This is a genomic window from uncultured Clostridium sp., from assembly GCF_900547735.1.
Lineage (GTDB): Bacteria > Bacillota > Clostridia > Lachnospirales > Lachnospiraceae > Otoolea.
In genome coordinates, this window is the sequence record NZ_URHZ01000118.1 from 1 (window position 1) to 11,608 (window position 11,608).

The 11,608-nt window shown below is 50.0% G+C and carries 11 protein-coding genes; 9 read left to right on the forward strand and 2 right to left on the reverse strand.

Translation table 11 applies throughout. The annotated features are described in order from the left end of the window. Positions 1–54: 54 nt before the first annotated feature. Positions 55–774: a DUF5131 family protein gene (locus QZT18_RS22400; protein WP_294151744.1), complete on the reverse strand. Its 720-nt coding sequence runs from the start codon at positions 772–774 to the stop codon at positions 55–57. 12 nt (positions 775–786) lie between these two features. Then, the gene (locus tag QZT18_RS22405) at positions 787–1,251 is read right to left on the reverse strand and encodes a hypothetical protein (protein WP_294151747.1); all 465 of its coding nucleotides are present in this window, start codon (positions 1,249–1,251) and stop codon (positions 787–789) included. Positions 1,252–1,826: 575 nt separating this feature from the next. Between QZT18_RS22405 and QZT18_RS22410 the strand changes: the two genes are divergently transcribed. The 9 genes from QZT18_RS22410 to QZT18_RS22450 all read left to right on the forward strand — a co-directional run bounded on the left by QZT18_RS22410 (position 1,827) and on the right by QZT18_RS22450 (position 11,499). After that, a complete protein-coding gene (locus QZT18_RS22410; RefSeq protein ID WP_125143273.1) occupies positions 1,827–2,606 on the forward strand; it encodes a DeoR/GlpR family DNA-binding transcription regulator in 780 nt (259 codons plus the stop codon). 15 nt (positions 2,607–2,621) lie between these two features. Continuing rightward, positions 2,622–3,434: a BtpA/SgcQ family protein gene (locus tag QZT18_RS22415; RefSeq protein WP_294151751.1), complete on the forward strand. Its 813-nt coding sequence runs from the start codon at positions 2,622–2,624 to the stop codon at positions 3,432–3,434. A 1-nt stretch (position 3,435) separates the two neighbouring features. Next, on the forward strand, positions 3,436–4,044 hold the full coding sequence (locus QZT18_RS22420) for an SIS domain-containing protein (RefSeq protein WP_294151753.1): 609 nt from the start codon (positions 3,436–3,438) through the stop codon (positions 4,042–4,044). A gap of 3 nt (positions 4,045–4,047) precedes the next feature. Beyond that, positions 4,048–4,773, forward strand: a complete 726-nt coding sequence (locus tag QZT18_RS22425; RefSeq protein WP_294151757.1) for a glucosamine-6-phosphate deaminase — start codon at positions 4,048–4,050, stop codon at positions 4,771–4,773. A 44-nt stretch (positions 4,774–4,817) separates the two neighbouring features. Continuing rightward, positions 4,818–6,482: a ribulokinase gene (locus QZT18_RS22430; RefSeq protein ID WP_294151759.1), complete on the forward strand. Its 1,665-nt coding sequence runs from the start codon at positions 4,818–4,820 to the stop codon at positions 6,480–6,482. 129 nt (positions 6,483–6,611) lie between these two features. Then, on the forward strand, positions 6,612–7,703 hold the full coding sequence (locus QZT18_RS22435) for an autoinducer 2 ABC transporter substrate-binding protein (protein WP_294151761.1): 1,092 nt from the start codon (positions 6,612–6,614) through the stop codon (positions 7,701–7,703). Between the two features lie 208 nt (positions 7,704–7,911). Continuing rightward, positions 7,912–9,426 carry a sugar ABC transporter ATP-binding protein gene (locus QZT18_RS22440; RefSeq protein ID WP_294151765.1) on the forward strand — a complete coding sequence of 505 codons (1,515 nt, stop codon included), beginning with the start codon at positions 7,912–7,914 and terminating at the stop codon, positions 9,424–9,426. Then, positions 9,423–10,466 carry an ABC transporter permease gene (locus QZT18_RS22445; protein ID WP_294151770.1) on the forward strand — a complete coding sequence of 348 codons (1,044 nt, stop codon included), beginning with the start codon at positions 9,423–9,425 and terminating at the stop codon, positions 10,464–10,466. Before QZT18_RS22440 ends, QZT18_RS22445 begins: the two co-directional genes overlap by 4 nt. Then, positions 10,459–11,499 (forward strand): ABC transporter permease, encoded by a 1,041-nt coding sequence (locus QZT18_RS22450; RefSeq protein ID WP_294151772.1) that lies wholly within the window; start codon positions 10,459–10,461, stop codon positions 11,497–11,499. The genes QZT18_RS22445 and QZT18_RS22450 overlap by 8 nt, the downstream gene beginning before the upstream one ends. The last annotated feature ends 109 nt before the right edge of the window (positions 11,500–11,608 follow it).

Here is an 11,608-nt window from a genome sequence, read left to right on the forward strand (position 1 = left end):
CCCACTCCCCCGTCCGCCGTCTTACAGAGGCGTCCTCGCATCTCAATTAAATCCCTATTTTCCCTCCCAGCCAATATTGATTCCCGCTAATTTCGCCTGCTTACACAAATCCTTTGTCTGCAGCGTATACTGCCTCCCGTCCTTTATAAAATGTGTGCCGCACTGTCTGAATTCGAAGGCCGCATGTTTCCTGATGCACTGCTCCCTGATATCCAGCACCCAGTCATAATTCAGGGGTCTGGCATTGTAGTCTGATTCGCCGCCGACCACAACCAGCTCGATATCGTCCAGATATTTTTCAATATTAACTCTTTCCAGCAGCGGCTGTGCCGTGATGCACTTATGCCGGATTGGCAGATCGCGAAATACCGGTAATTTATAATCGGCATTTTCCTGGTTTTCAATGGTGCAGCATACGATTACATTGTCATAGCCGTCACCCCAATCATTGGGGACGCAGTCCATAAACCGGCCGATCCTTTTTGTTAAAAACAGGAAATCGCAGTCGGAGCGTTCCTTTATCATCGCCCAGCATTCTTCTCTCCAGGAGTCCGCCTCCTCTATCAGAAAATCGGTTGAAAAACAGAGATAGACCAGTCCCGGCTTCATCTTGTAATTTCCGTTTTTTAATTTCAGGATCGGTTTCTCGAAATCCTTTGTCTTAATGATTTCGTTCGTGTCTATATTTCTTTTAAAATCTCCTTTATGGATATAGCAATATTTACAGCCGTCGCTGCATTTTTTACAGCCCCGCCACGGATTCCACATCGACATGTCTTTTTCCTCTTAAAACCTGGACTTTTCATAATTATAAGGAATGCTTGTCCCAACCGTCACATCTTCAATCTTTTCGATAATGAGCCAGTCGTCCATGTTTCCCTGATGGTCGAATTCGAGAGGGGAGATTTTCTCCACCTTGTCAAATTCCACGAGACAGAGGCATTTTTTATGCCAGCGGGCCTTTTGTTTATCGGTCAGATTCAGCTTCCCCTGGTTTTTGTCCAGAATGTCTGTAATCTCCTCATCGGACAGCTTTACAAAATTCTGAACGTTTTTTACGGCTGCTTTTGCGCAAATGGAAGTGGTGCCTTTTTCCATAAAGTAGAGGGTCTCATTTTCAAAGACTCTGCTGTGCGGGATTTTTCTTCCGGCGGCTCCCCTGACGATCATTGTTTTTGTTCCTTCTAAAATTTTATCTAAAACATGTTCTCCCTTTTTGCCGGTATTATCGCAGTAGACCAAATGTACCATTTTAAGTGACTCCTTTCGAACTGTTGTCGGTCAGACATATGGATTTAGTTTATCACTATTTTATGATTTCGTCATCGCTTTTCGGCACAGGAGGAAAATGTTTGTTACAGTTCAGCCTTCGGCCAAACTGCAACAAAATGATGCACAGAAACGGTAAAAAGCACCGTTTCGCGCCGCGTAACTCGGGATTTTCGCAAAAAATATGCGAAAACACCTCGCGGGATGCATCATGGCTGAACTGTTACAAATGTTTACAATATGCAGAAGGCGCCCGCCCGGAGCTGCATAAAACTTTGAATGAAAAATAATGAAAATTGTTGCAAAGTTCATGAGCGGAATTAGGAACGAATGTGTGGATTTATCAATTAATGTGTGCGAAAAGCAGCTATCTGAGTTATACTTAATAAGAGAAAAATAAAAGAACATAAAAATGCAATAGATTGCATCAATGTGTAACTTAAACAAGAAAAATGAAAGATAATGCAATTTTATGTGAAGTATTTTGAAATAATATGAAATAAATATTGCAAAACATTGCAATATGTGATATTCTATATCACAGGAAGGAGAAAAATATGTCACAGTTCACAAATTCTATACCGGCCCAGAGGCAGCAGCAGATTTCGGATTACCTCAAGTCAAAATTCAGTATCTCCATCAAGGAAGCATCGGAACTCTGCAATGTATCGGAGGCGACCGCGAGGAGGGACCTGGATGATATGGCGGCTGCGGGCCTGCTGGAGAGGACGCACGGAGGTGCGGTTCTCCATAAGGGGACGGGATTTGAAGAGTACCATGACGAGAAGATGAAAGCGATGATACCGGAGAAGACGAGGATTGCAAGGGAAGCCGTGACACTGATTAAAGACGGCGACAGCATTTTCCTTGATTCGGGCACAACCACGCTGATGCTGGGACAGCAGCTTGAAAGTATCAAGAAGCTGACCGTTGTGACGAACAACCTGGATATCGCTTCGACCGTCAAACTGGACAATTCTTCGACAATGATTATAACGGGCGGCGTCAGAAGGGACGGCTACAGTGTTTTGATAGGAGATATCGCGGAGGAGCTGGTCAGAAAGCTGTATGTGGATATCGCCTTTGTGGGAGCCGATGCCGTGAATTCCAAGAGCGGCGTCTATAACAGCAATTTTATGGAAATTGGAATCAAGAAAAGTATCATTGCCAGCGGCAAGAGGGCGGTACTGCTGGCGGACCATTCCAAGTTTAAGCAGAAGGCCCTGGCTAAAATATGTGATATAGAAGAGTTTGACACGATCATTACAGATTCGGGCGTCGATAAGGAGACCAGGGAATATCTGGATAAGAAGATACCCCATCTGATAGTAGTATAAGGAGGATACAGATTTATGAGTTGGCTGAAAGAGGTTATCGGTACGGAGAAGGCGATCATATCCATGCTCCATCTGCAGGCAATGCCTGGGGACCCCTACTATGATAAGGAGAAGGGGATTAAGTGGGTGGTGGAAAAGGCAAAAGAGGATCTGGATGCCCTTCAGGAGGGCGGAGTTGATGCGATTATGTTCAGCAATGAATACAGCCTCCCCTATCTTACGGAAGTAAAGAGGGAGACAGTCGCCGCGATGGGAAGAGTCATTGGAGAACTCCAGCCCTACATATCAATTCCATACGGTGTCAATGTTTTATGGGATCCGAAAGCTTCGCTCGATCTGGCCGCAGCCGTCGATGCCAAATTCATAAGGGAAATATTTACCGGCGTTTACGCCAGTGATTTCGGGCTGTGGAACACCTGCTGCGGCGAGGTGGTCCGGCATCAGAGGGAAATCGGGGCGGAACATGTGAAGCTCCTCTTTAATATCGTGCCGGAGGCGGCCAGATACCTGGCGGACAGGGAGATCAGACAGATTGCAAAATCAACGGTCTTTAACTGCCGTCCCGATGCTTTATGTGTGTCGGGCCTGACGGCGGGCTCACCGACGGATATGTCGACGCTCCAGGAAGTAAAGGCCGAAGTGCCGGAAACCGTTGTGCTGGCCAACACGGGATGCCGGAAAGAGACAATTGAGCGTCTTCTGAGCATTGCCGACGGAGCCGTTGTTGCAACCACCTTTAAATACGACGGTAAATTCGAAAACCAGGTTGATAAAAACCGGGTAAAAGAATTTATGGATATAGTCAAACGATTCAGAGGAGGAATGTAACATGATATCCGCAGAAGAAATCTACGGCAGCGCACTCCGCACATTTGCAAACGAGGCGAATGCGGTTGCTCGGCTATCCGACACCGTCGACAGGGACAGTTATGTCAAAGCAGTGCAGATGATAGCGGAATGTGAGGGAAGGATCATCACAACGGGCTGCGGAACTTCCGGGGCCTGTGCAAAAAAGGTCTCCCAGGTGTTTAACTGTGTGGACAGAGCGTCCCAGTTTCTGAACCCGGCGGATGCCCCGCATGGGGATTACGGAATGATACGGCCGGGAGATATCGTCATTATTATCTCCAAGAGCGGAAAAACGACGGAGATGATAAATTTGATACCCGTCGCCAAAGCCAGGGGAGCCCAAATCATCACGGTGACCGAGAATCCCGGTTCGCCTATCGCTCTTGAGAGCGATCTGAACCTGATCCTCAGTACGGGAGAGGAGGCATGCCCTTACCAGTGTCTGTCTACAACTTCCGTTACCGCGGTATTTGCCCTGTTTGATGCAATTTCAATTGGTTGTATGCTGTATAACGGCATTGATAAAAATTATTTTAAGCTCGTTCATCCGGCCGGGGGAGTCGGCGCCATGCTTGCTTCGGAGGAATAGAGGATGAAACGGATTGTGACGGAGAGCTATGAGGAAAGCAGCCGTATTCTGGCTGATTTGTTCGGGGATGTGATACGGAATACGCCGCATCCGCTTCTCGGCTGTGCGACGGGAAGTTCGCCCATCGGGCTGTACCGGTTTTTGGCGGAGGACTACAGGGCGGGAAAACTCGACTTTTCCGGGGTGAGGACGATCAACCTGGACGAGTATGCCGGTCTGCCAAGAAGCCATAACCAGAGCTTCGGATATTTTATGGATCGCCACCTGTTTTCCAAGGTCAATATAAAGGAAGAAAATATTATGCTGGCCGACGGAACGGGGGATGCGCAGGAACAGTGCAGGCGCTACGACGGCTTTCTTGCGGAGAATGACATTGATATCCTGGTTCTGGGAATAGGCGGCAATGGGCATATAGGATTTAATGAACCGGCAGAGTTTTTTACAGCCAATACCCATGTGGTGGAACTGGAAGAGGAAACAATTGAAGCGAATTCCCGTTTCTTTGAACGCCGGGAGGATGTTCCGAAAAAGGCCATAACAATGGGGATGGCCGGAATCGTCAGGGCTAAAAAGGTGGTTCTGATTGCTTCAGGGCCGGCCAAAGCGGACGCGATAGGACGTCTGTTTAAAGACGACAGGATTGATCCTATGCTCCCATGCAGCATTTTGAAGGTATGCCGCGACGCGACGGTGATCATTGACCGGGAGCTGGAAGCGGAGATGAAATGACGAAGGCTGTGAATCGCAATGCTATGGAGTATGGAGAGTAACAGATGGGGAAATTTGTTTTAGGATTTGATTTCGGAACCCTGTCGTGCAGGGGAGTGGCCTTAAGACTCGAGGATGGACGGCTGATGGCTTCGGCCGAGAGCCGCTATAAAAACGGGGTGATTTCCGGCATGATGCACCATAAACCGATCCCGCTTCCAGATGAATGGTTTCTGCAGGATCCGGATGACTGGATCGAGAGCATGTGCGCCGTAACGGCCCGGCTGATTGGAGATTCCGGGATAAATCCGGAGGATGTGGCCGCCATCGGGACCGATTTTACGAGCTGCACCATGGTACCCCTGTACCGGGACGGCCTTCCCATATGTAAGGATCCCGGCCTGCGGGACCGTCCCAATGCATGGCCTAAACTGTGGAAACACCACGGGGCGCAGAACTATGCGGAGGAGATAGAAAGCTATGCCAGGGAGCATACGACATGGCTGAAAGAATATTTCGGCAGCTCCGTCTCATCGGAATGGATGTTTCCAAAGATTATGCAGGTAGCCAGGGAAGACCCTGAGATCTACCGGAAAACCGATTTGTTTATGGAGGCCGTGGACTGGATTGTCTACTGGCTGACAGGGAACCTCAAGAGGACAGGAGGCGTTCTGGGGGTGAACGCGTTCTGGATTAAAGGCAGGGGGTACCCGGACAGGGATTTCTTAAGGGCCCTCGACCCGGAAATGGAAGATTTAACGGAAACAAAATTTGCAGGTGATATTATCGATGTCGGCGACTGCGCCGGTTTTCTCAGGGAGGAAGCGGCAAAGATGCTGGGGCTTACGGTGAAAACGGCCGTAGCCGCCGGCCACAGCGACGGGGCTGTGGCGGGATGCGGAGCGGGAGTTACGGAGAGCGGAAGTATGATGCTTGTAATGGGAACCTCCACCTGCCATCAGATGATGTACCGGGAGTTCTGCTCATTCGACGGACTTTGCTCGGTGGCGGCGGACGGAATGGTTCCGGGGCTTTACGGATATGAGTCCGGACAGCCGGCCACGGGAGATTTGTTCCAGTGGTTTGCCGAAACTTCCGTTCCTCGGGAGTATTATGAGAAAGCCCAGGAAGAAGGAAAGAGCATACTGGCCTATCTGGGGGAACTGGCGGAGAAGCTGGAACCGGGGGAGAGCGGCCTTGTGGCTCTGGACTGGTTTAACGGGAACCGGAGTATCCTGTCCAACTACAACTTATCGGGAGCCGTCATCGGCCTTACCCTGCAAACTAGAACAGAAGAAATCTACAGGGCTCTTGTAGAGGCAAATGTATTTGGCTCCAGGAGAATCCTTGAAAATTACAAAGACAACGGCGTTCCGATAAAAGCGATTTACGCGGTGGGAGGAATCGCAGGAAAAAGCCCGTGGATTATGCAGATGTGCGCGGATGTGTTCAAACAGGAGGTGATCGTCCCACGGATTGACAATGTGCCGGCCAGAGGCGCAGCCGCCTGTGCGGCCGTGGCATTTGGAAAAGTATACGGATATCCGGGATGCGCAGATTTTTCCGAAGCTTCAAAACGCCTGATTCCGCCGGAGACGGTGATTTATACGCCGGACGGCCGGAAAAAAGAGCTGTACGATGAATTGTACGGTTATTACAGAAAATTGCATGATATATTCGGCAGCGATGATTCCTTTATGAAGGGGTTAAGGAATATCGGGCGGAGATAATCTGCCGTGGCTTTCTGTTACGGCGGGGCATCGGAAGGGGTGCCGTAGGGTGATTAAGTTTCAGTTTCCGGAAATGCCGTAACGGCAGCGGACGGGACTGCAGCGATAAAATGTAGAAGGAGGAACTATATGAAAAAAAGGTTACTATCGGCAGTAATGATCATTTCCATGGCAGCGGTGTCACTGGCCGGCTGCGGCGGTTCTAAAGCCGCAGAGACGAAGGCGGCCCAGGAAGCTGCGGGAACAGCGGAGGCAGGGGAACAGGCCGATGCAGGCGCGGAGAAGACCGGCGCTAACGAGGGCAAGAGTTACACGATTGCCACAGTAGTAAAAGACATGTCGGATCCGTGGTGTCTGCGCCATCAGGAGGGCGTGGATGAGTACGCCAAGGCGACGGGACATAACTGCTATGTAAAGGGACCGTCAAAAACGGATTCCGCAGAGCAGATCCAGGTAATTGAAACATTGATAGAGCAGGATATCGACGCAATCTGCGTAGTTCCGATCGATCCGGAGGCGTGCAAACCGGCTCTTGCCAAGGCGCGGGAGAAGGGAATCGTGGTAATTACCCACGAGGCGGAAGGATTTGATGAGTGTGACTACGATCTGGAGGCATTTAACAATACCGAGTACGGCGAGGCCATGATGGACGAGCTGGCAAAGGCCATGGGAGAAGAAGGCCAGTATGTCACAATGGTGGCATTCCTGTCTTCCACATCCCACAATCAGTGGATGGACGCCGCGGTGGCGCATCAGAAAGCCAATTATCCGAACATGGAGCTGATTCCCGAGGAGAGAATCGAGTGTGAAGACAATATGGATATGGCTTACAACAAATCTAAAGAGATTATCAAGAAATATCCGGAAATCAAAGGGTTTATCGGCGCATCCAGCTATGACCCGCCGGGAGCTGCAAAAGCGATTGATGAGCTTGGCATGACAGGAAAAATTTATGCCGTAGGTACGGGCGTTCCGTCCGTTTCAGGCCCTTATCTGGAATCAGGCTCCAATCCGTGCGTACTCTGCTGGGATCCGGCATTATCGGGTGAAGCGATGTGCGAGCTGGCCGTTATGGTTCTGAATGGGGAAAAAGACAAGATCGCCACAGGGTTCGATCTGGGAATCGACGGATACGGCAGCATCAACGTAAACGGAACCGACATAAGCGGCAGCGCAATCCTTACAATTAATAAAGATAATATGGGTGATTACCAATTCTAGAGCAGTTACTGTTCATACCCCGCTGAAACCAGCGCGCTGCGGACAACGGCACGCGCCGCGGGACGCATCCTGTGTGAACGGTAACCTGGAGCATGCTTCTTATGGTAGTTTGCAGAAATTTATGCTTGCGTATCCGAAGAGTTGGATACGCAAGCATTATTGATTGAGTGCCGGACATATTGAATGGCAAACAGGGGCAGGTGGCAAGATGAATGATATATTATTGGAAGTAAAAGAGATATCAAAGCATTTCGGGGGAGTTAAGGCTCTCGATAAGGTAAATATGGTGATCAGAAAGGGAGAAATCCATTGCCTGGTAGGGGAAAACGGCTGTGGGAAATCTACGCTGATCAAGATTATATCCGGGTTTTATAAACCGGACGGAGGGGAAATCGTATACGATGGAACGAGCTATCAGAGCCTGGGCATCAATCAGTCCATCCAGCTCGGAATCCAGGTCATATACCAGGACATGTCCATCTTCCCGAACCTTACGGCGGCTGAAAATATCGCTCTGAATTATGAGCTTTATAATAAGAAGAAATTTGTAAACTGGAAGAGCGTCTATGAGGTGGCCAGGAAATCCCTGGATCACATCGGCATTGATATTCCTCTGGATGCGACGGTAGGAACGCTGTCTATCGCGGATAAGCAGCTGATTGCGATTGCCAGGTCGATTTTACATAATTCCAGGCTCATCATTATGGACGAGCCGACCTCCGCCCTTACGCGCAAGGAGGTGGACAAGCTGTTTAGAGTTATCAGACAGCTCCAGAATGAGGGAATCTCCGTATTATTCGTCAGCCATAAGCTGGATGAGGTATTTGAGATTGCCGACCATTTTACCGTATTTCGGAACGGCAGGCACATTGTATCGGATTCGGCGAAAAACATTGACAATGAACAGTTTATTTACTATATGACGGGCAGGAAGATCGAGCAGGACTATTTCGACCCGCAGGACGTGGACAACTCCCGCAGCCTGTTTAAGGTGGAAAATCTCTGCCTGAAAAACGGCTTTGAAAATATCAGCTTTGAGATTCATCCCGGAGAGATTCTTGGAATTACGGGACTTCTCGGCTCAGGAAGGACGGAGCTTGCAAAGGCGCTGTTCGGCCTCTATCAGGCGGACGGCGGGAAAGTGTTTGTGGACGGCAGCGAGGTGCAGATAAAATCACCGATGGACGCGCTCCGTCTGAAGATTGCCTATGTGCCGGAGGACCGTCTTACCGAGGGGCTGTTTCTGACGCAGTCCATTGAAAACAACATGATCGTGTCCAACATCGACCGCCTGAAAAAGAAAAACAGGACCGTGGATTTCGACAGGGGCCATGCGGATTCAAAAGAATGGGTCAGAAACCTTGGAATCAAATTAAATGAACTGAAAGACGGGATTCAGACGCTTTCCGGAGGAAACCAGCAGAAGGTGGTTCTGGGGAAATGGCTGGAGACCGAACCGAAGGTGCTGATACTGAACGGGCCCACGGTCGGAGTCGATATCGGCGCCAAATACGATATCCACAACTATCTGAGGGCACTGGCGGAAAAGAAGAACATGGCCATTATTCTGATTTCCGATGATATCAGTGAAATACTGATGAACTGTAACCGGATTCTGATTATTAAGAGCGGAAGAATTGTAAGCGAACACAGGAATACGGAGCTTGACGGCAGTAAGCTTCAGGCCCTCATCACAGAAGGAAAGGAGATGGAAGCGGTATGAGCATAAAGAAATTACTGAAGAAAAATGAGTTCTATGTCATTCTCATCATTGCCGCCCTGTCCCTGGTGATACAGATGAAAAGCGGACAGTTCTTTACGGCAAATAATATTGTAGACCTTGTAAGGAGCCTGATCGTTCCGGGCATGATGGCGGCCGGGCTGTTCATGGTCATTGCATCCGGCAACATCGACGTATCCTTTCCCTATACCGCCATGCTGTGCATGTTTGCGGTGACGAAATGGTTCCAGGTGACGGGCTATGACGGTCCCGTTATTGTCGGATTTGTTGTGGCGGGACTCATCGGGGCCTTTCTCGGCCTGATTAACGGAGTTCTGGCCGCATGGCTGAAACTGCCGACCCTGATCATTACACTGGGCACATGTTCCATCTATCTGGGGTTTACCCAGGGTGTGCTTAAAAGCAGTGTTATTTCAGCGCTTCCGGCTCCTCTTTCCGGGATGGCGGCGGCTAATCTCTTCTCGGTCCGCAGCGTAACGACGGGACTTGGAAGTTCCATGCCGGTCAGTATCTTTATTTTGGTAGCCGTGCTTCTGCTGGTCGGTTTTATCATGAAATACACGATGCTGGGCAGAGGAATTTATGCCGTGGGAGGCGATCAGGTGGCGGCGGAACGCGCCGGGTTTCCGGTCGCCGGCATCAGGATTTTTGTATTTACCTTTATGGGATTCATCGGAGGAATCACGGGGCTGACCCAGGTGACGTTATCGGGCATGTGCCAGATTAACTTCTTTGACGGATACGAGATGACAATTATTGCGGCTGTTGTGCTGGGAGGAGCCAGCATTGCCGGAGGCTCCGGAAGCGTGTTCGGGACCTTCCTGGGAGTGCTTTTGATGAAGCTAATTTCCAATAACCTGATTCTTCTGGGGATTCCGACCAACTGGACCAAACTGATGACGGGCGTGCTGATTATAGCGGGTGTCTGCGCCTCAGCCTACAAAATGGTTGCCGCTGAGCAGCGGGTGACTTCAAACATACTGGAGGGACATAAGGGAGAGGAGGCGAAGGCGCATGAGTAACAGCGGTTTAAATGATACATCAAAAGAAGTGTCAAAGGCGGCACGGAAAGAATTTTATGAGAAAAATGCAAACAACCTGAAACTGATGGCCATGTTCGTCATATCCTTTGCCGTTCTGACCGCGGCGACCGGCGGCCGCTTTTTCTCGGCCGGCCAGATGAAGCTGATTGCCTATTTATTCCCGGAGATGGGGGTTCTCTCCCTGGGAATGATGCTGGCCATGATCAGCGGCGGCATCGACCTGACGGTTGTAGCGGTGGCCGACCTGTCGGGAATCCTCTGCTGCATGCTGTTAAAAGCGGTTATGCCGGAAGGCGCTTCCGTTCCGGTGCAGATTATGGTACTTCTGTTAATCGTGGCGGTCGGCCTTGTAATCGGAGGCCTCTGCGGAATCTTCTCCGGGACGCTCATTTCCCGAATCGGAATACCGGCCATGGTTGCCACTCTGGGAGCCTCCGACATCATACTGGGCCTTGCCGTGGGAATCACGAACGGTTCGTCGGTAAAAGAGCTTCCTCCGATCTTAAACAAGGTGGTCAGCTACCGGCTGTTTGATATGATTCCCGCCTCCACGATTATATTCGCCATCTGCGCGGGCACCGTGGCATTTATCCTGAACAGGACCTCACTGGGTTTTAAGATCTATATGATCGGTTCCAACAAGACCGCCACCAGATATTCGGGGATTGACGACAAGAGAGTGATAACGCTCACCTATATGATAAGCGGTATGCTGTCATCCGTCTCGGGGCTTTTAATGTGCGGCCACTTCAATTCCGCCAGATCGGACTTTGGAAAATCCTATCTGACGCCGGCAATCCTCATCTGTGTCCTGGCGGGAGTCAGCCCGAACGGAGGAAAAGGAAAGGCCGCCGGGATGGTAATTGCCGTGGTAATCCTGCAGACACTGTCGTCCGGGTTCTCAATGTTCCAGAATATATCCGATTACTACAAGAACCTGATCTGGGGGCTGGTGCTGATCCTTGTTATGATAATTAATGTGACGTCGGAGAGGAGGAAGGCGAGAAGTTGATTGAGAAATGAGGACGCCTCTGTAAGACGGCGGACGGGGGAGTGGGAGGTTGTGTATGAGTCTTCAGTCCCGGTTTGCAGGTTGTGGTGAGGGGGAATCCAGGAGAAAA

What these genes read in the sequence shown, in the direction of transcription:
- QZT18_RS22400 (WP_294151744.1), bottom strand. Translation starts at nt 774, where the DNA reads ATGTCGATGTGGAATCCGTGGCGGGGCTGTAAAAAATGCAGCGACGGC.
- QZT18_RS22405 (WP_294151747.1), bottom strand. Translation starts at nt 1,251, where the DNA reads ATGGTACATTTGGTCTACTGCGATAATACCGGCAAAAAGGGAGAACAT.
- QZT18_RS22410 (WP_125143273.1), top strand. Translation starts at nt 1,827, where the DNA reads ATGTCACAGTTCACAAATTCTATACCGGCCCAGAGGCAGCAGCAGATT.
- QZT18_RS22415 (WP_294151751.1), top strand. Translation starts at nt 2,622, where the DNA reads ATGAGTTGGCTGAAAGAGGTTATCGGTACGGAGAAGGCGATCATATCC.
- QZT18_RS22420 (WP_294151753.1), top strand. Translation starts at nt 3,436, where the DNA reads ATGATATCCGCAGAAGAAATCTACGGCAGCGCACTCCGCACATTTGCA.
- QZT18_RS22425 (WP_294151757.1), top strand. Translation starts at nt 4,048, where the DNA reads ATGAAACGGATTGTGACGGAGAGCTATGAGGAAAGCAGCCGTATTCTG.
- QZT18_RS22430 (WP_294151759.1), top strand. Translation starts at nt 4,818, where the DNA reads ATGGGGAAATTTGTTTTAGGATTTGATTTCGGAACCCTGTCGTGCAGG.
- QZT18_RS22435 (WP_294151761.1), top strand. Translation starts at nt 6,612, where the DNA reads ATGAAAAAAAGGTTACTATCGGCAGTAATGATCATTTCCATGGCAGCG.
- QZT18_RS22440 (WP_294151765.1), top strand. Translation starts at nt 7,912, where the DNA reads ATGAATGATATATTATTGGAAGTAAAAGAGATATCAAAGCATTTCGGG.
- QZT18_RS22445 (WP_294151770.1), top strand. Translation starts at nt 9,423, where the DNA reads ATGAGCATAAAGAAATTACTGAAGAAAAATGAGTTCTATGTCATTCTC.
- QZT18_RS22450 (WP_294151772.1), top strand. Translation starts at nt 10,459, where the DNA reads ATGAGTAACAGCGGTTTAAATGATACATCAAAAGAAGTGTCAAAGGCG.